Annotated in this window: 18 protein-coding genes; all 18 read left to right on the top strand. The window is 58.5% G+C overall.

All coding sequences use genetic code 11. The features are described 5' to 3' along the window. The first annotated feature begins 131 nt into the window (after positions 1 to 131). The 18 genes from DFO68_RS00855 to DFO68_RS16010 all read left to right on the top strand — a co-directional run bounded on the left by DFO68_RS00855 (position 132) and on the right by DFO68_RS16010 (position 23,091). A complete protein-coding gene (locus DFO68_RS00855) occupies positions 132 to 1,337 on the top strand; it encodes a glycosyltransferase family 4 protein (RefSeq protein ID WP_133481120.1) in 1,206 nt (401 codons plus the stop codon). Positions 1,338 to 1,380: 43 nt separating this feature from the next. Continuing rightward, complete coding sequence (locus DFO68_RS00860; protein WP_133481122.1) at positions 1,381 to 2,466, top strand: glycosyltransferase family 4 protein; 1,086 nt, start codon at positions 1,381 to 1,383, stop codon at positions 2,464 to 2,466. Between the two features lie 2 nt (positions 2,467 to 2,468). After that, complete coding sequence (gene asnB / locus DFO68_RS00865) at positions 2,469 to 4,481, top strand: asparagine synthase (glutamine-hydrolyzing) (protein WP_133481124.1); 2,013 nt, start codon at positions 2,469 to 2,471, stop codon at positions 4,479 to 4,481. A gap of 103 nt (positions 4,482 to 4,584) precedes the next feature. Further along, complete coding sequence (locus tag DFO68_RS15430) at positions 4,585 to 4,740, top strand: hypothetical protein (protein ID WP_166637498.1); 156 nt, start codon at positions 4,585 to 4,587, stop codon at positions 4,738 to 4,740. A 40-nt stretch (positions 4,741 to 4,780) separates the two neighbouring features. Then, the gene (locus tag DFO68_RS00870; protein ID WP_133481126.1) at positions 4,781 to 5,530 is read left to right on the top strand and encodes a HipA domain-containing protein; all 750 of its coding nucleotides are present in this window, start codon (positions 4,781 to 4,783) and stop codon (positions 5,528 to 5,530) included. 311 nt (positions 5,531 to 5,841) lie between these two features. Beyond that, positions 5,842 to 6,459, top strand: coding sequence for a DNA-binding protein (locus DFO68_RS00875; RefSeq protein WP_133481128.1), 618 nt, complete (start codon positions 5,842 to 5,844; stop codon positions 6,457 to 6,459). A 234-nt stretch (positions 6,460 to 6,693) separates the two neighbouring features. Then, positions 6,694 to 7,734 carry an EpsG family protein gene (locus DFO68_RS00880; protein WP_133481130.1) on the top strand — a complete coding sequence of 347 codons (1,041 nt, stop codon included), beginning with the start codon at positions 6,694 to 6,696 and terminating at the stop codon, positions 7,732 to 7,734. 71 nt (positions 7,735 to 7,805) lie between these two features. Further along, entirely contained in the window at positions 7,806 to 8,939 is a 1,134-nt protein-coding gene (locus DFO68_RS00885) for a glycosyltransferase family 4 protein (RefSeq protein WP_133481132.1), read from the top strand. Between the two features lie 146 nt (positions 8,940 to 9,085). Continuing rightward, positions 9,086 to 11,434, top strand: coding sequence for an MraY family glycosyltransferase (locus DFO68_RS00890; protein ID WP_133481134.1), 2,349 nt, complete (start codon positions 9,086 to 9,088; stop codon positions 11,432 to 11,434). 2 nt (positions 11,435 to 11,436) lie between these two features. Next, positions 11,437 to 12,705, top strand: a complete 1,269-nt coding sequence (gene tviB / locus DFO68_RS00895; RefSeq protein WP_279512784.1) for a Vi polysaccharide biosynthesis UDP-N-acetylglucosamine C-6 dehydrogenase TviB — start codon at positions 11,437 to 11,439, stop codon at positions 12,703 to 12,705. Positions 12,706 to 12,731: 26 nt separating this feature from the next. Continuing rightward, positions 12,732 to 13,799, top strand: a complete 1,068-nt coding sequence (locus DFO68_RS00900; RefSeq protein ID WP_133481138.1) for a hypothetical protein — start codon at positions 12,732 to 12,734, stop codon at positions 13,797 to 13,799. Positions 13,800 to 14,765: 966 nt separating this feature from the next. Beyond that, entirely contained in the window at positions 14,766 to 16,688 is a 1,923-nt protein-coding gene (locus tag DFO68_RS00905) for an asparagine synthase-related protein (RefSeq protein WP_133481140.1), read from the top strand. Positions 16,689 to 16,729: 41 nt separating this feature from the next. Beyond that, on the top strand, positions 16,730 to 17,011 hold the full coding sequence (locus DFO68_RS00910) for a PqqD family peptide modification chaperone (protein ID WP_133481142.1): 282 nt from the start codon (positions 16,730 to 16,732) through the stop codon (positions 17,009 to 17,011). Between the two features lie 30 nt (positions 17,012 to 17,041). After that, positions 17,042 to 17,515 carry a lasso peptide biosynthesis B2 protein gene (locus DFO68_RS00915; protein WP_208107323.1) on the top strand — a complete coding sequence of 158 codons (474 nt, stop codon included), beginning with the start codon at positions 17,042 to 17,044 and terminating at the stop codon, positions 17,513 to 17,515. A 77-nt stretch (positions 17,516 to 17,592) separates the two neighbouring features. After that, the gene (locus tag DFO68_RS00920) at positions 17,593 to 18,741 is read left to right on the top strand and encodes a nucleotidyltransferase family protein (RefSeq protein ID WP_166637499.1); all 1,149 of its coding nucleotides are present in this window, start codon (positions 17,593 to 17,595) and stop codon (positions 18,739 to 18,741) included. 118 nt (positions 18,742 to 18,859) lie between these two features. After that, positions 18,860 to 20,575, top strand: coding sequence for an ABC transporter ATP-binding protein (locus DFO68_RS00925; protein ID WP_208107324.1), 1,716 nt, complete (start codon positions 18,860 to 18,862; stop codon positions 20,573 to 20,575). Then, entirely contained in the window at positions 20,576 to 22,489 is a 1,914-nt protein-coding gene (locus DFO68_RS00930) for an asparagine synthetase B family protein (RefSeq protein ID WP_133481147.1), read from the top strand. 377 nt (positions 22,490 to 22,866) lie between these two features. Next, the gene (locus DFO68_RS16010; RefSeq protein WP_133481149.1) at positions 22,867 to 23,091 is read left to right on the top strand and encodes a lasso RiPP family leader peptide-containing protein; all 225 of its coding nucleotides are present in this window, start codon (positions 22,867 to 22,869) and stop codon (positions 23,089 to 23,091) included. Positions 23,092 to 23,144: the final 53 nt, after the last annotated feature.

Consider the following 23,144-nt stretch of genomic DNA (forward strand, 5'->3'; position numbering starts at 1 on the left):
GTTGAGGCAATGGCGAATGCCATTGAAGCCGCGTTGAATGAGCCCGCATGTGTCGATCAGCTTAAAGGGCGCGCTGCCGATTTTCACCCGGCGAAAGCCGCAAAAGCTTATCTTGGTCTGATGAGGCTTTAATGAGCAATACCGTATATCTAACCCGCAATGGCCTTTTGGAGCCCCTTGGCCAAAGCCAGGTGTTTGCCTATCTGCGCGGCCTCTCGCGCGAGCACTCCATTACCCTCATCACCTACGAAAAGGCCGAGGATTGGGAAGACAGCGCACGTATGGCGCGCGCTCGCGCGGATTGCGATGCCCATGGCATCCGCTGGTTGCCTCAGCGTTTCCACTACTCACCTCGCATCATCGCTCCTGCGCTAAGCATGTTGCGCATGACCTGGCTAGCATGGCACGAGGTGCGCAAGGGCAGGGCCGAATTGATTCATGCGCGCTCTTACATTCCTGCCGCCGTGGCTCTGGCGGTGCATCGGCTAAGCGGCGTGCCTTTTATCTTCGATATGCGCGCGCTCTGGCCGGAAGAGCTGATTACGGCAGGGCGGCTGCGGCGCGGCTCTTATATTCACCGAGCCATTTCCTGGATAGAGCGCCGCTGCCTTGCGCGTTCTGCCGCGGTCGTGTCGTTGACGAAGGCAGCCGTCCTTCATTTACGGCAGGAATACCCGAAGGAACTCGAAGGCCAGCGTATTTCGGTGATTCCGACCTGCGCTGATCTGGAGCGCTTTATTCCTGCCCCTGAGCGCGCTTGTGGGCCGATGGTTCACGGATGTATCGGTACGGTGTTGTCGGGGTGGTTTCGCACCGACTGGCTGGCTAGCTGGCTGGCTGTTGCCGCTGCCCGCGATCCGCAGGCGCAATTCGATATTGCCACGCGTGACAACGCCGAGCAGGTGCGTCATGCCCTTGATCCGCAGGGCAAGCTTGCCAACCGCATGCGTATCGGTCCGCGCGCATCGGAAGATATGCCGAAAGCAGTGCAGAAACACGATATTTCGATCATGTTCTATGCCGGCGGGGAGGTTTCTGAGCTTGGCCGTTCTCCCACCCGCATGGCCGAAGTGCTGGGCTGTGGTTTACCGGTTGTGGCCAATGGGGGCGTGGGGGATGTGGCTTCCGTTATCGAAGAAAACCGCGTGGGGGTTCTAGTTGAAGGGCCAGAACCCCAGCAGATTCATGATGCGCTTGATGCACTTGATGCCCTGATGCAAGACCCTGAGCTACCTTCACGCTGCCGTAAGACGGCGGAGGAGATCTTCTCGCTGGATGCCGGCACCGAGGCCTACCGCTCGCTTTACGCTGACTTGCTGGCCGAACGCCCACGTTGATGCACTTGTCGTTTGTTTCTTACGTCGTTTATGGGATGGTTTCTTGAACGTAGCACTTCTTGCCAAGTACTCCCGCCTGGGTGCCAGCAGCCGGCTGCGATCATTGCAGTTCCTTCCCGCCCTGCAGCAGGCCGGCATCGAGGTCACCCCGCATGCCTTGTTTGATGACGCTTACCTGAAGCGACTCTACGGCGGAGAAGGGCGCTCACTGGCCGCCGTGGCTCGCCGCTATGCGCAACGAGCCAAGCAGATGCGACGGCTCAGGCAGGCAGACCTGATCTGGCTTGAGAAAGAGGCGCTACCCTATGTGCCCTATTGGCTGGAGCGCGGGCTTATGCCGCGCGGAGTGCCCTATGTGGTGGATTACGATGATGCGGTGTTCCATCAGTATGATCTCTCCTCCAGGCGCCTGGTCAGGCGGCTGCTGGGCAACAAGATCGACAAGGTGATGGCGGGTGCCTCAGCGGTGATCTGCGGTAACGACTACCTGGCCGAGCGTGCCCGGCAGGCGGGTGCCCGGCGCATCGAGCGGGTGCCGACCGTGGTGGATGCCAACAGATACTCCGTTGGCGAGCCGCCAGGCGCCGAGCCGGGCAGGGCTCCGGTGATCGGCTGGATCGGCTCCCCCTCTACCCAGCGCTATGTGCTGGCGCTCAAGCCGGTGCTGGAAGCGCTGCACCGTGAGCACGGCGTGCGGCTGGTGTTGGTGGGGGCGCAGCCACAACTTGCCGAGCAATTCGGCAAGCTGCCGGTGGAGGTGCTGCCCTGGGCCGAGGAGAGCGAGGCCCAGGCCATCGCCGGCTTCGATATCGGCATCATGCCGCTGCCGGATGGCCCCTGGGAGCGCGGCAAGTGCGGCTACAAGCTGATTCAGTACATGGCCGCCGGCAAGCCGGTGGTGGCCTCCTCGGTGGGCGTCAATGTCGAGATCGTCCAGGGCTGGCAGTGCGGCGAGCTGGCCGATGAGCCGGCCGAGTGGCAAGACGCGCTGAGTGGGTTGTTGCTGGACGCCGCCAAGCGTAGAGCGCTGGGTCAATCCGGGCGGCAAGCCGTGGAGCAGCACTTCTCCTTGCAGGCCCAGGCGCCACGCCTGGCCGAGATCCTGCGCAGTGCGGCCAGGGAGGGCTGACCATGTGCGGCCTGGCAGGTTTTCTCCCGCCCGCTTCCTCGCGCCTTGGTGAGCACGCCCAGGCCGTCATCCAGCAGATGACGACGGCCATCACCCATCGCGGGCCGGATAGCACCGGCTTCTGGGCGGAGGAGGGCGCCGGGGTGGTGCTGGGGCATCGGCGCCTCTCCATCCTCGATCTCTCCCCGGCGGGCCACCAGCCCATGCACTCGGCGTGTGGGCGCTATGTGATGGTGTTTAATGGCGAGATATATAATCACCTGGACATAAGAAAGAAGCTGGAAGCTGGAAGCTGGAAGAAACCCCCTGCCTGGTGCGGGCATTCTGATACTGAGACATTGCTTGCCACATTTGTCGCTTGGGGCATCCAGCCCGCCTTGCAGGCGGCGGTGGGGATGTTTGCCATTGCCCTGTGGGATCGGCAGGAGCAGACGCTGACCCTGGCCCGGGATCGCTTCGGCGAGAAGCCGCTTTACGTTGGATTCGCTGAAGGGCAAGGCAATGAAGAGGGGGCGCTCACGGGGCGTGGTCCGCTGCTGTTTGGCTCGGAGCTCAAGGCGTTGATGGCCCACCCCGAATGGCAGGGCACTCTGGCCAGCGAGGCGCTGGAGGATTATCTGCGCTTCGGCTGCGTGGGCGGCGCGGCGAGCATCTTCCAGGGCGTGGCCAAGCTGCCGCCGGGTTGCTTGTTGACCATCACTCAGGCGGATGTGCAGGCCGGGCGGTTGCAGGCGCCGGAGCAGTGGTGGTCGGCGGAGCAGGCGGCGCGCCAGGCCATTCAGGCGGGGCGCATCGAGGATCCCGAGGCCGCCGTCTCCGCGGTGGAGCAGGCGCTGGGGCAATCCGTGCGCAGCCGCATGCTGGCCGATGTGCCCTTGGGGGCCTTCCTCTCCGGCGGTATCGATAGCTCGCTGATCGTGGCGCTGATGCAGCAACAGGCCGAGCGTCCGGTGCGCACCTTCTCGGTGGGCTTCGACGATGCTCGCTACGATGAATCCCAACACGCCGAGGCAGTGGCCGCGCACCTGGGTACCGAGCACCTGACCCTGCAGGCCACCTCGCAGATGGCGCTGGAGCTGGTGCCGCGCCTGCCCGAGCTCTTTGATGAGCCCTTCGCGGATTCCTCCCAGCTGCCCACCGCGCTGGTCTCGCGGCTGACCCGCGAGCATGTCAGCGTGGCGCTCTCGGGCGATGCCGGTGATGAGCTGTTCGGCGGCTACAATCGCCACCTCTGGGTGCCACGTATCTGGCACAAGCTCCGGCGCCTGCCGCTGCCGGCCCGCCGGGCGCTGGGCGGCTCGCTCAAGGCGATTCCCGCCCACACCTATGATCGGCTGATGCAGTGGGGCGGGCGAGTGCTACCCAGGCGGCTGCAGATGCGCACCTTCGGCGAGAAGCTGCACAAGCTGGCCGCGGTGCTGGAAAGCCCCACTGAGCGGGCGCTGTTCGCCGGCGTGGCCTCGATGAACCGCCAGCCCGCCGCGTTGCTGGAGGGCGCCGGGCAGGGCAGGGCGCCGGAAGCGCTGTTCCCGGCCCTGGCGCAGTTCAACAGCGTGGAGTGGATGCTGCTGATGGATACGCTGCACTACATGGTCGACGACGTGCTGGTGAAGGTCGACCGCGCCAGCATGGCCAGCAGCCTGGAGGTGCGCGTGCCCTTCCTCGACCCCGAGGTATTCCACACCGCCTGGCGCATTCCCGCCGCGACCAAGCTCAAGGATGGCCAGGGCAAGTGGGTGCTGCGCCAGCTGCTTTATCGCCATGTGCCCCGCGAGCTGATCGAGCGCCCCAAGATGGGCTTCGCCGTACCGCTGGACGCCTGGCTGCGCGGCCCGCTGCGCGACTGGGCCGAGGATCTGCTCTCTACCGCCAGCCTCAAGGCGCTGCCGATGCTGGATCTCGCCCAGGTACGTAAGCTGTGGCAGGCCCATCTCAAGGGCCAGGGCCACCACGCCCAGCAGCTGTGGACGGTGCTGCAGCTGCTCGCCTGGCAGCGGCGCTGGGGTGAAGGTTGAAGGGTGAGGAGTGAGTAGCTGTATCGCCGCCTGAAGGTTATGATGCAAGTTTTGCTTGAATCCTGGCTTCAGCAAACCGCAAATGTTTTTGGGGGGAGGCAGTATGGCAACTAGAAAAACACGCAGTGACTGTACCGTTGGAAAATTTGAGAAAAAACATGGCTTACCTGCTGGAACTATCGGCAATGACGATGGGCGTGATACACGCTCTGATAAAAGAATTGGGACTATAAGAAAAGAGAGAACTAAAAGTAAGTGAGTTTGGCTTGGCACTATTGATGACTCATTAAGAGAATGTTATGTCCGATTTCTCGGTTATTGATATCGAGCCAAGCTGGGTGTTGGATGATGAGCCAATGGGGACCAAGGAAAAAGCGTGGGTCGAAATGCCTGGCGACCCTCAGCCTTGGCTTTTCAAGTTTTCTCGCATCAATGAGGGCATCGCTACAGGAGAACATTGGGCCGAGAAGGTGGCAGCTGAGATTGCGGCGTTGCTTGGTATTCCCCACGCTGACGTGGAGCTTGCTCGTTTCGAGGGGCGCCTTGGTAGCCTGACACGCAAGTTCGATGCCCTGAGTGATCCTGGCGTGGAACTGGTACACGGCAATGAATTGTTGGAGGGGGTTGTCGAAGGCTATGACCGCTACAAGTTTCGCGGACAACATGACCATACCCTGCAACATATCCTGGCCGTTGTGGATCGCATCATTGGCACTGAGCCCCGGCGTCGTGAGACGGCCTTCCGTACCATCGGAGGTTTCATCCTGCTGGATGCACTGGTACTCAACACCGATCGTCATCACGAGAACTGGGCGATGTTACGGCAGACAGTCGATGGGGGCCAGGCGCATCATTGGATAGCTCCATCCTTCGATCACGCCTCATCGCTCGGACGTGAACTCACTGAGAATCGCCTGAAGGAATGGGCGCATGAACCGTGGCGTGTAGAGTGGTATGCCAAGCGCACAAGAAGTGGGGTATACCTGAAGACGGAGGGTCGCCATGGCGAGAATCCCTTGCATTTGGCCGAAGTCGCTCATCGGCGTTGAGGTGAATACCTGACTCCCTGGATCAAATGCCTGCAGAGAGTGGGATACGAGCCCTCGCTGAGGGTGGTGGATCGGCTTCCCGTGGGGTGTATCGGCGAGCGCTCCAGAGAATTCACCAAATAGCTACTAACCTATACCCATGGACGACTCAGGGGGCTGAAATGACTCACACTCTTTATCTGGCTTGGGAGGATCGCCGCCGGAACAAAGCGGGGCAGCAGGCAACGCACCACTGGTATACCATCGGTCGGCTCGACGCCGAAGGGGAGAAATAAACTTTCCGTTATACCCAAGGTGCTGAACGGGCACATATGGAGATTGGCTTTCAACCTCTTGAAGCCTTCCCCGATCTGCAGCGACGCTACGAATCCAACGAGCTTTTCTCGGTGTTCAGGAACCGGGTGCCCAATGCCAAACGCAAGGACTACCCGGCGCTGGTCGAGCGCTTGGGGCTAACCATCACAGACGCCGACCCCTTCGAGATCCTGGCGGTGAGTGGCGGGGCGCGCCAGACCGACAACCTGGAGGTGTTTCCGTGGATCGAAAAACAGCCCGACGGTAGCTTTCGCTGTCGCTTTTTCCTGCACGGCTGGCGCTATGTCAGCGCTCCTGCGCAGCGAGCCATTGAAAGGCTGCGTGGTGGCGAGGAATTGCGAGTGGCACTGGAACTGAATAATCCAGCTACCGGCTTGGCCATCCAGCTACAGGAACAAGATACATACTTGATGCTTGGCTGGGCACCTCGCTATCTGATCCCGGACCTGGCCCACTCAATGCTTACCTCGCCAAGCATGCTGGAGGCGCATGTCGCGCAGGTCAATCTGCCACCTGCGCCATACAACCAGCGCCTGTTGATCGAATTCACCGGTTCACTTCCGGCAAGCGTTGAACCGATGACCAGCACCGAGTACCAGCCGCTGGTGGCTTGAAGGCCTGAGGGTGAGGAGGGACTGGATGCTGATAAGCCTGAGCATGGAGGAGGTTTTCAGCGAAGGGTAAAGCAGGTTTCCGAGGTTGTGGGTCAGTATGGCGACCAGTTGCAAAACATTGCTGTTTCATCGCACGCCGGCCTGCATGTTACTCACGATGTGGTTCGGGCGTATCTTTCACTGATCTGCTTTTGGTCTATATGCGCTTCAATCGAGGCGCTTAACTGAGTTCTCATGCTGCCTTACTGGATACTCTTTTTGATTCCTGCCGTCGGGGTGCTGTCCCAACGCGAGCTGGCCGCTGGGTCGCGGCCGCTGATGTGGGGGCTGATCGGCACGCTGTTTACGTTGGTGATCGGCCTGCGCTTTGAGGTGGGCGGGGATTGGGGTGCCTATCTCGCCTACCTGGATCGCGCCGCTGGCATGACCCTGCCTGAGGTGCTGACACACGGCGATCCGGGCTACTACCTGCTCAACTGGTTATCGGCAAAGCTGGGTGGCGGCATCTATGCGGTCAATCTGGTGTGCGGTGCCATTCTGATGAGCGGCGTGATCGCCTTTGCCCGCCGACAACCGCTGCCGTGGCTGGCTCTGCTGGTGGCGGTTCCTTACCTGATCATCGTGGTGGGCATGGGCTACACCCGCCAGGCCGTGGCGCTGGGGTTTGTGCTGCTGGGGCTTGTGGCGCTTGGCGATAACCGGTTGCGTGCCTTCGTGATCTGGCTGCTGGTTGGCGCGGCCTTCCATAAATCCGCCGTACTGCTGCTGCCCATCGCGGGCCTCGCCGCCAGCCAGAACCGGTTCGCTTCCCTGGCCTGGGGAACGGCCGCGACATTGATAGGCGGCTATCTGTTCCTGTTCGATTCCGTCGACCAGCTCTGGACCAACTACGTGGAGGCGGATTACCAGTCTGAGGGCGGGCTGATTCGCGTGCTGATGAACGCGGTGCCGGCCGTGCTGTTTCTGCTGTTCCACCGCTACATGCGGCTCAGCCTGGCGCAACAACGGCTCTGGTGGTGGATGTCGCTACTGGCGATCGCGTGTATCCCGCTCGTCATGATGTCTTCCACGGCCACGGATCGCGTGGCCCTTTATCTGATACCGCTGCAGATGTTCGTGTTCGCGCGTCTGCATCTGATCGTCGGGGATATTGTTTATCGCACCTATATGGTCGCTGGGGTCATGGCCTATTACCTGGCAGCCCAGGCGGTTTGGCTGTTTTTGGCGAATCACGCTCATGCCTGGTTGCCGTATCAAGTGGCGTGGTTGGGCTAAGCTCAGCCTAATGGGTCCGCAATGTGCAAGTTGCCCAGTTTCGCTTCTTCTCACGCTGGATGTGCTAACTGATGCAAGACAAGGACGTTGTGGCGCTGGTCTCCAATACCTCCTGGTACCTCTATAACTTCCGCCGCGGCACCATCCTGGCGCTACGTGAGGCGGGTTATCGTGTGGTGGCGCTGGCGCCGATGGATGAGTACGTGGTGAAGCTGGTGGAAGAACTGGGCATTGAGCACTTGGCGCTGCCCATGGAGGGCAAGAGCACGCGGCTGGTGGGGGAGGGGAAAAGCCTGCTGGCGCTGGCCAATACGCTTCGCCGCCTGAAGCCAGCCTTCGTGTTCAACTTCACCGTGAAGGCCAATATCTATTCCGGGCTTGCCTGCCGAGCGCTGGGCATTGCCTACGCCAACAACGTCTCCGGGCTGGGCACGGCCTTCCTTCACGATAGCTGGCTGTTTCGCCGGGTGCGCTCGCTTTACGGCCTCGCCAATCGCGGCGCGCGACGGGTGTTCTTCCAAAACGACGAGGACCAGGCGCTGTTTCAGCACTATGGACTGCTGCGTGATACCCCGACCACGGTGCTACCCGGCTCGGGCATGGATACCACTCGCTTCGCTTTCTCACCGCTGCCGGCGGCCCCGCCCTTTGCCTTCGTGATGATCGCACGCCTGCTGGGCGACAAGGGCGTACGCGAATACGTGCAGGCTGCCGAGCAGGTCAAGGCTGAATACCCCGAGACACGCTTCATGTTGATTGGCCCCTTTGGGGCCAGCAACCGCACGGCGATTACCGAAGCCGAGGTGCGTCAGTGGCAGCAGGCCGGGGTGATCGATTATCTGGGCGAGCAGACCGATGTGCGCCCCTTTATCGAGCAGGCTCAGGTGCTGGTGTTGCCCTCCTACCGCGAGGGCATGCCGCGCACCGTTCTGGAGGCGGCGGCCATGGGGCGGCCGGCCATCGTGTCGGATGTGCCGGGCTGTCGCCACGCCATCGAGCCGGAGGTGACCGGCTGGCTGTGCGCGGTGAAAAGCGCCGATTCCCTGGCCAGGCGCATGCATGCATGCATCGCCATGCCGGCCGAGCAGTTGCAGCAGGCCGGCAGCGCCGCGCGCGAGCGAATCGAGGCCAAGTTCGATGAACAGATCGTGATACAGGCGGCGCTGGCGTGCCTGTCGCCGGTGCATGATGGAACCAACACGTGATATCTCGGTGGGTGCTCAGATGTTAACTCCGTTCTTTCCCTTGCTGGCGGTGGTGTTCAGTAGCCTCGCCATCGTGTTTCTGCGCCGCCACGCCGTAACCTGGGGCCTGGCCGACATCCCGGGGGGGGCGCAAGGATCATCAGGGCGTGATTCCGTTGACCGGCGGCTTAGGGGTGTTCATCGGCTTTCTGCTGGTGCAGCCGTTGCTGGGCATCCCCATGGGCGCCTGGTACCCGCTTTATCTTGGGCTCCTGGGGCTGATGGTCTGTGGCATGGTCGATGACGCGCGCGTCATTCGTAATACCGACAAGCTCGGCATCCAGCTGACAGTGGCCGCCATGATGGTGGTCTCGGGCGGTCATGTGCTGAATTACCTGGGCACCTTTCCTCTTGTCGGGGAAATACGCCTCGTCTGGTGGTTGGCGATGCCCTTGACCCTAATGGCGGTGACCGGGCTGATCAATGCCGTCAACATGATGGATGGGGTAGATGGTCTGGCCGGGGGCAGTGCCTTGAGCATGCTGGCCTGGTTGGCCTTCGTGGCGGCGCTGCAGAGCCAGCTGGCGCTGTTGGCGGTGATCCTGACGTTAGGCGCGGCCCTGGTGGGGTTTTTGCTGTTCAACTTGCGCCACCCCTGGCGGCGCCAGGCCAGCGTGTTCATGGGTGATTCCGGCAGCATGGCCTTGGGCTTTGCCATTGCCTGGTTCGTGGTGGCCCTGTCGCAAAGCGAGAATGCGCTGGTCAGCCCCGTGGCCTATGGCTGGCTGCTGGCGCTGCCGGTGATGGATACCTTGAGCTTGATGGTGCGCCGGTATCGCAAGGGTATCAGCCCCTTCGCGCCGGACCGTGATCACCTGCACCATATCTTCCTGCGCGCGGGTTTCACGCCGGGGCAGACCACCATGATTCTGATGCTGGTGGTGGGCGCGCTGGGTGGCATCGGGGTGATGTTCTCGTTGGCGGGGGTGCCCGATGTGCTGCTGTTAGCGGGGCTGCTGGGGTTGGTGGTCGTGCATGACATCTTCGTGCGTCGAGCCTGGATGACCAGCAAGGCATTGCGGCGCGTTCACCTGGCGACGCTGAGTGCTGCAAAAGCGCATCAACGCCAGCGGTTGTCGGTACGCCTGCGGCGGCGCCCGATGGTGGGCGGCAAGCGCCGTCAGGTAGCGGTGTTCGGTGCCTACCTGCTGTGTTTCAGCATGACCCTGAACCTGTCCCTTGCGCTAGCCGGGGGCACGATGATGCTGGTGGCGGCGTTGGCCTCGGCGCCGGTGTTATGGCGCGATCTCTACCGGTTGCCGCTGTTCTGGATCAGCCTGCTGCTCAGTGGCTATGTGCTGCTGCGGCTGATGCTCAGCGGCGCGCTGGCTGACCCTTATGGCTGGGCCTTTGTCTCGCTGTGCGGGTTGGTCAGCCTGCCGCTGGGCTGGTGGCTGGCGCAGATGCGTGTGCACTGGGCCTGGTTGGTGTTGACCCTGATCAGCGGTGGCGCCGTCGCCTTCGTGCTGCAGGCCGACTGGTTACGCTTCCAGCAGGGCATGTTGACCAGCCCCTGGGCGTGGGGGCAGCCAGGGCGAGTGGGGTTCATGGCAAGCGCCGGGCTCATGGTGGTGCTGGCCTCGTTGTTTGCTGGCCTGCAGCGGCTGGGGACCGGCTGGCGTCCGGCCTATCAGGTAGCCCTTTCGCTGGTATGTGCGGTATCCGGGGTCGTTATCCTGGTGGGAACGGGCTTCGCGACCGCCTGGCTGGCCACCCTGGCCGGCATGTTGTGCTTTGCCGTGGTCAGCCCGGTGCTGGGGCGCCATCAGGGGCATCGGCTTGGCCGTTGGGGCATGTTGATGCTGCTCATCCTGGGAGTGTTGGGGATTGGCAGCCTGCAAATGATGCAGGGCGGTGGTTCAACCCTGTCATCGATGTTCGTCGAACCTCTCCAGGCGATGGGCATGGTGTTGCGGGGCGAGGTGCAGCAGGCCCATGCGCTTCATCCCGGCATGGTGGAGCGCCTGATGCTGTGGCAGCAGGCGTGGCAGGCCTGGCAGGCTGACTGGCTGTTCGGCAACGGTGGGGGGAGGGCCACCGTGGCAAATGCCTCTCTGGCAGGATACAACCACTACCATTCCTTGCTGGCCGCCGTGGTCTCGGGGCTGGGCGTGGTCGGCGTGCTAGGCTTCGCCGCCGTGGTGCTGATTCCCCTCAATGCTGTCGTGTGGATGGCGCTCAAGCGCGCCTGGCACTCCTCCTGGGCACTCGGCGTATTGAGCTGTGGAGTGAGCGTACTGGTCATGTCGGTGTTGGCCGTGCCAGTGTATTACCCGGAGTCGCTGGTCTTCATCCTGCTCTTCATGGCGGCCGTGCAGGTGGCCGTGATCCAGAAATCCTGGCTGACCACGCCCCGTCATGATGTGCCGGCGCCTTTCTGCAGGATCAAGCCGTTGAGGTCGCCGAACGCTCTGGCGGCCAGTGACCATCGCGATAAAGGACGAAAAGAGTGCTAACAATGGATAGCGTGCGCCTGGGCGTGATTGGTTTGGGCTATGTGGGCCTGCCGCTGGCGGTAGAGTTCGGCAAGCTGATGCCCACCGTGGGCTTCGATATCAACAGCAAGCGCATCAACGAGCTGCGCGGTGGGGTGGATCACACCCTCGAGGTCGAGCCCGATCTGCTGGCCGAGGCCACACAGCTGAGCTTTACGAGCGACCTTGACGCGCTGCGCGGCTGTAACGTCTACATTGTGACCGTGCCGACCCCCATCGATGCCAGCCGGCGCCCTGACCTGACGCCGCTGATCAAGGCCAGCGAGACGCTAGGCCAGGTGGTGGGGCAGGGCGATGTGGTCATCTATGAATCCACGGTGTATCCCGGGGCGACGGAAGAAGATTGTGTGCCGGTGATCGAGCGGATTTCGGGGCTCACCTACAACCGCGATTTCTTTGCCGGCTACAGCCCTGAGCGCATCAACCCGGGCGACAAGGAGCATCGCGTCACGAGCATCATTAAGGTGACGTCGGGCTCGACGCCCGAGGTGGCCGAGTTTGTGGACTCGCTGTATCGCCGGGTGATCACGGCGGGCACGCACAAGGCGAGTTCCATCGCCGTGGCCGAGGCAGCCAAGGTGATCGAGAACACCCAGCGCGATGTGAACATCGCCCTGATCAACGAGCTCGCCGTGATCTTCAACCGCCTGGGGATCGATACCGAAGAGGTGCTGCAGGCCTCGGGGACCAAATGGAACTTTCTGCCGTTCCGGCCGGGGCTGGTGGGCGGCCACTGTATCGGGGTCGACCCTTACTACCTGACCCACAAGGCCCAGCAGGTAGGTTATCACCCTGAGATGATCCTCGCCGGGCGACGGCTCAACGATGGCATGGGCGTCTATGTGGCCAGTCAGCTGATCAAGCAGATGATCAAGCAGCGCATCCAGGTGGAGGGGGCTCGCGTGCTGGTGCTGGGGCTAACCTTCAAGGAGAACTGCCCCGATCTACGCAACACACGGGTGGTTGATATCCTCAGTGAGCTTGCTGACTACAACGTGGCGCTGGATGTCTTCGATCCTCAGGTGAACAAGGACGAGGCCGAGCACGAATATGGCATTCGGCCTGTCGAGACGCCTGAAGCCGGCGCCTACGACGCCGTTATCATTGCCGTGGCCCACCGCGAATTCCGGGAGCTGGGTGTTGAGCGCATGCGCGCCTGGGGTAAGCCCAAGCATGTTCTTTATGATCTCAAGTACCTGCTGCCCAAGGGCCAGGCGGATCTTCGCCTTTAGGCGGTGCCCCATTTCAAGAGGGAGAGGTGTCGATTGGCTACTCCTCGACCACACAATCAAGGGAGTATGAAAAAGTGGCGAGTCAACAAAAGGAACACCAGACCTCTTGTGTGGAGCATGAGATATCACTGTCTCAGCAGGAGCGACGCGGAAATGTCTCCGCGAGTAGCCGGCGTTACTACTATCGTACCTATGGTATGACAATTGCTTCGGAAATCGAGATTCCCGAAATACTGGAAATTCCGCCGGTTGAATCGACTGATCTAGAAATTTTGACACCCGACGTCACGAATCAGATGGAGCACGCGACTTACATTGACCAGTGGTTTCAGATCGGGGATCAGCGCTGTCAGATCGAAATACCCGGGATTGCCCGCTATCGAGTAGAAGGAGGGCAGCGGCTGATGCTCGACAGGCGAGGTGTTGGTGGAAGCGATGCTTCCACAAGGCCTGGCGATGTGCGCTTGTTTCTTCTGGGCTCGGCGTTGGGGGTGTTGATCTATCAACGGCAATGGCTTCCGCTTCACGTGAGTGCCCTGGATACGCCGGCGGGCGTCTGGGCCTTCACGGGCCATTCAGGAGCAGGCAAGTCGACGTTAGGTGCCTGGCTGCATCACACCCAAGGCTGGCCGCTGGTCAGTGATGATGTAGCGGTGATCAAACCGGAAGAGGAGGAGCCGTTGCTGCATCCCGGGCCTTCGCGGGTCAAGCTGTGGCAGGATGCCCTGGCCGCGCTGGGTATCGATAGGCAGGGACTGACACGAGACCTAAGCCGCCATGATAAATATCATCTATCGCTGGATAGGGCATTTGACCTCGAGGCAAAACCGCTGAAAGCACTGGTAAAGCTTGAAAAATCGGAGCCTGGAGAATCGCCTTCATTAGAACGAATTACGGGTATGGAAGCTTTTCTGGTGCTCGCTGCAGCGCTTTATCGTGGAGATTTAGGAAAAGAGTTCTATGGCCCCGGTGAGATGATGAAAGCTCTTACTGAATTGACTGAAAAAATAGACGTATACCGCTTCCGCAGGCCATGGAACTTGGCTAATATCGATGACAACCTCTCGCCTTTACTAAACGAAATAAGTTGCTAGAATATTTGGTTTCCTTAAAAAAGACCCCCGCGGAGCGGGAGTCCTTGTCAGCATTATTTAATATGCTGGATTATGGCGTTAAGAGCTAGTTGGACCTACAAGGCCAAGATCTTTGCCGCTATCTCGACCGATGGCTTCCTCAGGGAATCTGACGGGACCAGTGTAAGTCTCGCGAACCGACATTACATTCAGTTTCGGAGCGGCCCATGCGTTTTTCTGATCGCTTGAGTTTTGAGTATCCATGTGATGTGATTCTCCTGTTTTCTGGATGGGGTGAAAGATGGTGGGATAAGTGAAAATAAGTCCTCAGAGGCAACTTCACCGTAACCACCGTGCCTCATCGAATGATTTTTACCTTCTGCTTTTCCCTACCCATACCATATTAGAACTGGTCAGGGTGCTAGTCAAGAGCCGCAAAGAAATGTTATGGTAGTGTCTTTAGTGCAAGTGATTGAAAAATATCGGCTTTAATCTGAAAGCCACTCATGAAGATAGATTATTGACAATGGTTTTATTGATAATCAGAAGCTATTTTGGATAAAATTTAGGTAAAGTAAAAAATTGGGCAAAGTTTTGGACAAAGTGGAAAAGGTTAATCCCGGGCTGGTCTGATCGTTGACCGCACGATAACGGCTGGTCTTCTGACCCCTGTATGGCTCGGTAAGCGCCAGCACACCGAGTATGGCGAGGGCACGTCACACTGGATGCACCAGTGGCTTATCCCAGCCTACGCGATACCCCCGCCCGCTGTTTTCACGCTGATTTGCGAAGCGCTAAAAAATTTATGAAGGGTGAAGGAAAGTTCTATCTTGCTGATTTTAAATGTTGTAGACGGAAAGGCTCACAAATAATACAGGCTATCATTCTCGCTTATTTATTTATGTTCCATGTTCATGCACCACCGCAAAGGCTTAATTTAATGGCACCGAATACAAACGATAAGGCATAATCCGCAGGAGAGAATGAATGAGTGCCATTTTTGGGTTCGTCAGCTTCAGCAATGCTATGTTACCACGTGCCTCGTTTGATGCGGCATTTGCCACGCTCGATAGTTGGGGAAAAGATGGTCGTGGCGTGCTTCAGATGAAGAATGCCATGCTAGGTCATCAGAAGTTGGCGTTGAGAGAAGTCCATTCGGACCTCACTTCGGAAAACAAGCCAGATGATGTTCAGCCCTACGCAAAGGGTGAGCTGTGCATTGTGGCAGATGCGTTGATTGATAACCGTGAGGATCTATGCCGAAGGCTGGATATATCGAATACTGAAGGAAGCCGTGTCTCCGACTCTCAGCTCATCCTGGCGGCCTTCCTGTGGTGGGGCGAGGAATGTCCTGGGTACCTCTTGGGAGACTTTGCATTCGCGATATGGAACAGCCGTGATGGCACGCTCTTTGCGGCTAGAGATGTGGCGGGGGCGCGGCCCTTTTTCTATGCAGAGCACAATACCCATATCCTGTTCAGTACCACGGTTGAAGCGATAGTGACCACGCCTGGCATCGACTTTGATGTCGATGAATTTCGCGTCGCATTTTTCTTGGCACAACCTTTGCGAGCGAATGAAAACCCGTTCATCAAAGGGGTGAAATTCCTGCCGCCAGGCCATTGGCTTTCTGCTTCAAGGAATGGCACGAAGGTGAACCGCTACTGGTTTCCGGAGGCCATTGAACAAGCTGCACCCGCTAGCCTCGAAGAGTATGCAGAGCGGTTGCGGGAACTTTTGGAACAGGCTGTTGCTGATCGACTATCCCTGAATCATCCCGTTGGCTCACACATCAGTGGTGGGCTTGATTCCACGGGCATTACGGTCCTGGCACATCGTGCCTTACGACAGCATGGCGGAAAGCTTGATAGGGCATATACGTGGGCACCGCCGATCAACGACGAGTTCCCGTTACATCCACAAGGTTTTGACGAGCGTACCGAGATTGATGCGCTGGCCAAGCGAGAAGGTTTCGACGTCACGTTCGGTTCTGCGACCGCGATCAATTACCTTCAATTCTTCAAACGAAATCTCGCGCTTGAAAATTCCGCGGATCTCTTTGAAGAATTGCCATTGATGCAAGAGGCCATGTCACGTGGTACGCGCGTGATGCTGTCTGGCTGGGGAGCGGATGAATGTGTCACTTTCGGTTTACGAAGTTATCCATCTTGGCTTCTTTCACACCGACGTTTCAAGGATCTTTTCAACATGGCAAGAGCCATGGGCGGGGGGCTACGTCATCCATTTGGCGTCGCGAAATTTCTCTTTCAGGATGCCATGCTGCCTTTTCTTCCAGAGTGCGTTAACTCGACTTTCAGCCCTTATTTGAACATGGAAAAGCTGCAGTGCATGGGGCATCCAGACTTCATGAAGCAGCATCCCGATGCCCGGATAGACATCAGTTTGACATCGCGTAATGCAAAAGACCCACGCTCCATGCAGTGTGCCTTGCTCAACAATGGTCATATTGCAGCCAGGATGAGCCTTTGGTCTACGTGGGCAGGGCCTTTGGGTATCCAGTATCGATATCCTTTCATGGATAAGAGGCTCCTGGAATTTTCACTGTCACTGCCTCCTGACATGCTTTGGCAAAAGCGTCGTGGGCGTATTGTTTACCGTACCGCTATGGCCGATGTGCTTCCCAAGAGGGTAAGTAAGTATGATGTGGCAAATGAAACAAAATGCAAAAAGATAAGGTTTGATTGTTGGAACATGCTGAAAGACCATCATGATGAGTACGTGGGCATTGATTGTCCTTGGTTAGATATGAAAGCACTTTCTAGAAAAATAAGAGATGCTCCTTCCTCTTTGGAAGATTTTGATTTATTAAGCTTTATACCCCTTCATAGCAGCATGCGTGTGCTTGAGCTTTGGCACCGTTCCTTTCATGGAAAAATAATCAGATCATGAAAAATATAACCAATACTTATAACTCATAAGGCGATATAAATATGCTGGTAAAATATGATGATACGGTCCAGAGAAATCCCCACATCTTGACAGCAGAAGTCGATGACGAGGTCGTGATGATGAGTGCCGATCAAGGCCAATATTTTGGTTTAAGTGCCGTCGGTGTGGATATCTGGAACTTGGCCGAACGTCCTATACAGGTGAGTGAGGTTATTGGCCGGTTATGTCAGGACTACGATGTTAGCATTGAGAAGTGTGAGGCCGATACACTGCCATTCCTTAATGAAATGATTGCCGCCGGTTTAATGGAAATTGTCGAGTAGTTGTACCGTCCCTAATGGTCGAGGTGTTTCTTGAAAAAGCTTGTTGCTTTTTTAAAAAAACCGATGTTCTTCAAGCTGTGGTTCATTCCCGTCTGGCTACTGCTTGGTGCAAGCAAGTCGCTGATTAACTTGGTAAGTTTTCGTCGATTGGAACGTTTCATGGGGACATGGCACGGCGTGAGTCCGGCAGTTCCCTTGGTGACTTCGTGCCAGCAAGAACGGGCTCGTTACATTGGTCATCTGGTGCGCCACACGGCGCAATACACTCCCTGGGATTCGAATTGTTTTCCCCAAGCATTGACTGCAGCCATGTTGTTGCGCCTTTATCGAGTCCCTTATGTATTGTGCTTCGGGCTTGCACGTAATCAAGCCACCAGCGAGTATCTTGCTCATGCTTGGGTGACTTCTGGTCCAGTTGTTGTCACAGGCGGATTCAGCTTCAATATCTACTCCGTCGTGGCCTGCTACCTCGAACCCGACGTATCCATTGCTGAATCGCTGTAAGTCAGCAACCCTAACAAGGATGTCTTATGTCAGTTACGGCAGCACGAATGCCAGCGCTAAGCCCGGAGCTTCGCCTGTTGCTGCTTTTTTCTCGGTTGGAGCTTGATGATGACCAGACCAAGGCAGCACTAGCGCTCTGCGACGAGGTAGAGGACTGGGAAGCGTTTCGTTCCACAGCGAGGGATCGCTTCATCCTCCCTGTGGTGTATCGGCATCTGCGCTGCCTTAAGCCCTCCTCGCTGCCTGCGGAAAAGTTAGCGCTGATGAAGCAGCAGGTCATGGCGCTGTACCGGCATAATCTGAACGTGATAGCAAGCCTGGGTGAGATTCACCAGCAGCTGCTGGCACCGCTGGAGATCCCCTATGTGACCTTCAAGGGTCCGTCGCTGGCCGCATGTTACTACGCCGAGCCTGCCATGCGTTTCTCTCGCGATATCGACATTCTGGTACCCAGAGAAACAATGGCTGAACTGTTGGCGCGTGCCCTGGAGGTAGGATATACCCCGCTCGATCCCCCGGCGCTGACCAATGATCCAAGCTGCTTGGCATTTGTGGCCCGTTTTCATGACGTGATTACAGTGTCTTCGCCGGCTGGTGTTGCGGTGGAATTTCATGCGCGGATCGACAAGAGCGGGTGGGTATACGATTCGCCTTCACTAATTCATCGTTGCGAAAAGACCCAGGTTGGCAATGTTAACGTATCAGTGTTGCCGACGGATGAGTTGTTTGTTTACATATGTTTGCATCACACGCGACATTTCTGGTCGCGACTACACTGGCTGGTGGATCTTGATGCCATTCAGCGCCACCCGAGCTTCGATCGCCGGCGTGTTCTTGCTTGTGCCGAGCAACACGGACTGAGCACTACGGTTGACGTCTGTCTCCAAATGGCCGAAGTGTTGGGCTCACCTGATTTCGACCCCCATGTTCAACATGGCGTGCGAGTCGATAAGTTATTGAGACTTTCACTTGCGGCCATGCAGGGAAATGATGAATTCGAGCGCCGTTTAATCGACCATAGGTCGTCACCTGATTTTGCTTTCCGTTGGCAGTCGAGTTGGGGGTATCGGTGGCGATGGCTGTTGATGGGGTGGTTGCGTTTCTTTCGCCCGACTTTCGAACTGTATCGAGAGTGGCCACTACCGTCTCGCTGGCAGTGGTTGTATCGCCCTTTGCGGCCTTGGCGCGCATTCCGGCAACGCCTGTTACGTCACGACACTAACTGAACATGGGGACGCTATGCTTTCTGTAGCCAAGATGATGGCGCCACTCTCTACGTTGAAGCGCATCTTTCCTATTTTATGGGCAAGTAGCCGCAAGTGGACGCTGATTTCCAGCGGACTGATGGTTATCGAGATCATTTTCGGGTTGGCGGTGCTTTTCCTGCTCAAGCAACTCGTCGACGTGGTGACGACGATGCTGGGCAGCGATGCCCCCGCCGATGGCATTGGCCAAGTACTCTGGACGGTGGCGGTAACAGGTGTCTGCTCCCTGGGGTTTCTGGCGGCTCGGGGCTTTTCCGGGCTGGCCAGGGAGACGCAGGGATTGCTGGTGGCCGAGCAAATCGATAGCCAGATTCATGATCGCGCCGTGCGCGCGGATCTCGCCTTCTACGAGAGTCCGCGCTATTTCGACACCCTGCAACGCGCCCGCCAGTCCGGTAGCCAACGACCCGTCCAGGTCGTCAACAACCTGATGCTGTTGGTCAAGAACACCTTGATGCTTGTGGCCATCGTGGTCTTGCTGGCCACCATCAACTGGATGTTATTGCCGCTATTGGTCGTGGCCATTGTGCCAGCATTGATGGTTCGGCTGCGTTTCACCCGAAAACTCTACAACTGGGAACTAAGACGCACGCAGATGGAGCGGCGTGCCGGCTATCTTGACTGGCTGTTGACCTCCGATATTCACGCCAAGGAACTGCGCCTGAATCAGCTGGGCGATTTTCTTCGTGAACGCTACGCCGAAATCAAGGCCACCATTCGCCAGGAGAGGCTGGCGATCAGCCGTCGGCGCACCATTGTGGAAGTAGGCGTGGCGACGGCGGCCACGGCGGCATTTTTCTCGGCCCTGGCGTACCTGGCCTGGGAAACGTCTCAAGGTCGTAACAGTGTCGGTAACCTGGTGCTTTTCCTGCTGGTGTTCCAGCGTGCCCAGTCCATGGGTCAGGAGCTCGTGGGGCAGCTCTCCAAGCTATATGAAGACCACCTGTATATTGGCCTGCTGTTCGAGTTTCTCGATGTGCGTCCGATCATTGCGGAACCCGAACACCCCGCACCCCTGCCCGCCCGCATGAATCAGGGCATGCGCTTTGAGAACGTCGGTTTTCGCTACCCTGGAACTAGCCGCGACGTGTTGAGTCATGTCGATCTCACCATCCGGCCTGGCCAGATCGTCGCCTTGGTCGGCGCCAATGGTTCCGGCAAGACCTCACTGATCAAGCTGCTCTGTCGCCTTTATGATCCCACCTCGGGACGTATCACCCTGGATGGGGTCGACGTGCGCGAGTTCTCGCCCGATGACTACCGGCGCAAGTTTAGCGTGATCTTCCAGGACTATGGCATGTATGCCGATACCGTGCGCAGCAATATTCGTTATGGGGATATCCGTCAACCCGAGGATACACCCCTGGTCGAGGCGGCGGGAGACAAGTCGGGCGCCGCTGCTTTTGTTCATCAGTTGCATAGTGGCTACGACACGCCGCTTACCCGCATGTTCGATGATGGGGCCGAGCTCAGCATCGGCCAATGGCAGAAGGTGGCCCTCGCTCGCGCCTTCATGTACCAGTCCGAAGTGATCATCCTCGATGAGCCGACCAGCGCCCTCGACCCGGGGGCCGAGTTCGACCTGTTCGCCAACTTTCGCGAGCGTATCGATCATCGTGCCGCTCTGGTGATCAGTCACCGGCTCTCGACGGTGAGAATGGCGGACTACATCTATGTGCTCGACGAGGGAGAGATTCGTGAAGCCGGTACCCATGACGAGTTGATCCGCCAGGGCGGCATGTACTGCGAGCTGTTCAGCCAGCAGGCATACCACTATCGGGAAGTGGAAGCCTGAATGAGTGCGATATGCGGCATCGTGAGCCTCGATGGGCGTTGCGACTTGACCTCGCCGCTGGAAGCCATGGTGCTGAGATGCCGGCACCGCGTGGTCGACGAGGTCTTCTATCACTACCAGGATGGCATGGGGCTGGCCTGTCTCTCCCGGGATAGCGCCTCGGACGGCACCGGCGAGTGCTTCCCCGAAACATTTCTAGAGGGGCAGTGGGTCTTTGCTGCGGATGCGCGCCTGGATAACCGCGGAGCCTGCCTTGCATGGCAGCCTTCCGGCTTCGCCGCGGATGACAAGGTATCCGACAGCCGCTTGATGTTCGGGAGCCTGCTGCAAGACCCGCAGCAAGGGCCGGGCAAGCTGATAGGGGACTTTGCCTATGCCCTCTGGGATGCCAGGCTAAGAACCCTGCGGCTGGCCCGCGACACCATGGGGATGCGATCACTCTATTATCGGGTCGAGCCGAGGCGGATTCTGTTTGCCACGGAGCTGAGCCAGATACTGGCCGTGGAGGGCGTGCCGAGACGCCTCAATCGGCAGGCGATGGCATGGCACCTCGCTGACCAGCAGACGCCCCCCGGCTGTACCTTCTTCGAGGGCGTCGAAGAGGTCCTGCCCGGTGAGGAAGTCGAGATCGATGGCCGCGGCAGGGTGCGTCGCCGCGTGATATGGAAGCCGGACCCGACCCATCGGCTGCACTACCGGGACAGCCGCGAGTATGCTGAGCATTTCCGTTCGCTGCTCGTCGAGGCCGTGCGCTGTCGTTGTCGGGTGGCCTCGCCTGCGGCTATCGCTCTGAGTGGTGGGTTGGATTCGGGAAGTGTCGCCTCGATTGCCGGATGGCTGGCCGAGCAGGGCCAAGATGTGCCGGCACTCAGGGCCTACAGCTGGGCCTTCACGGATCATCCCGAGTGCGATGAGCGTGAGAACATCTACCGCATCGCCAAGCGTTTTTCCATCCCCGTCAACGAGATTCCCGCCGAGCAGACCTACCCCTTGATGGACATGGCTGCCTATGCACCGGATGAGGATGGCCCTTTTAACCTGATCTACCAGGGCTTCGTCGACAGGGTGCTGCAAGGCGCCGCGGCAGATGGTTGTCGTAGCGTTTGGTTCGGCTACCGTGGCGATGTGGTGGTGGGGGGAGCGATTCACGATGTCTCGGGCCTGGTTCGCGAAGGACGTTGGCGCGAGGCACGCCATGAGCTAGCTAGTCTTCGACGTGGCCATGGGCTGAGTCGAACTCAGGGCCTGTTGCGTTTCGGTATCCGGCAGGTGTTCGATGACGCTCTCTATTTCCTCACAAGGCCTGCAAGGCGTGCCCCTCTCAGCGATAGCTTCCTTTCAGCTTACTCCCCGCGTGATCGCCTGCCGCCCTTCGTGACGCCCGATCTGGCGCTGGATTGCGGCTTGCCCGACAGTGATCCACTGGTTGCCGATGCCAACGCCTGGAGCCTAGCCTCTCAACGTGAGCGCTATCGACAGATCTTCTCGCCTCTGGTCATGAGCGTGATGCGCCACGCCGAACGCCACTGCGCCAGCCATGGTCTCGACAAGGCGGATCCATGGAGTGATCGGCGCCTGGCGGCCTTTGTTCTCGCCTGTCCCCAGCATCAGGTCAACAGGTTCGGTCAGCCGAAACGAATTGCCCGCCAGGCGATACGCGGTATCATGCCGGATGAGGCGCTACTGCATTGCCGGAAGGTGGTGCCGTCGCCTCTGTACGAACATGCGATTCGCCATCTGGTCCACGATTCGGTGCTTGGCCTGTTGACCGACAGCCGATGCGCGGCTCTTGGCTTTGTCGACGAGGCGCATTTTCGGGAACGGTTTCAGCGCCATTGTCGCGGAGACCTTCAAGATGTCGACTTCTGGTCTACGCTGTCGCTGGAACTCTGGCTGCGTCGATGGTGGCCATAGGAAGCAGGGTTTTGTCATGCTACTCGTTGTTTTTATTAATTTTTTTAACAGTGGCTACAATTCGGGGTCTAAGATTTTCTTGGCTCATCGCAGAGTGGTGTGATCGTTGACCTCATGATACCGGCCATCTGACCCTGTAGGCTCGGTAAGCGCCAGCGCACCGGGCATGGCGAGGTCGCCATCGTCACGTCGGATGCATCTCCGCCTTTTCAGCCTACGCGATATTTTCACTGTTTCACGCCGATTCGCGAAGAGCCATTTTTTGCGGAAAATCCGTACCTTTTTCTTGGGTAAGCTGGAATAGTATCTCTGAAGATGGATAAGATCGGTGCTGTGAGATATCGAAACATCATCTTTGATGATCAAGGAGGTCCTTAATGGATACTAAAACAAAGAATACCTGTCAGACTAACGCCAAGGCGCCATATCAACCCCCTCAGCTTAAGGTCTGGGGTACTGTGGCGGAGCTAACTCGCCTAGGTCACACCAGTGGTAGTGGCGATGTGCTTCCCAGCGGTGCTTCCAATGACGATGGCAGCGTGACATGGGCTCAGGGCTCGGGGAAAGGTGGTCATGGTCATGGTCATGGTAAAAATCGATAGTATGAGCATGGTTTTTTTTGTCTTTCGGTAACAAAATATTACGCGAGAATGGG

The sequence above is a fragment of the Halomonas ventosae genome (assembly GCF_004361885.1).
GTDB lineage: Bacteria > Pseudomonadota > Gammaproteobacteria > Pseudomonadales > Halomonadaceae > Halomonas > Halomonas ventosae_C.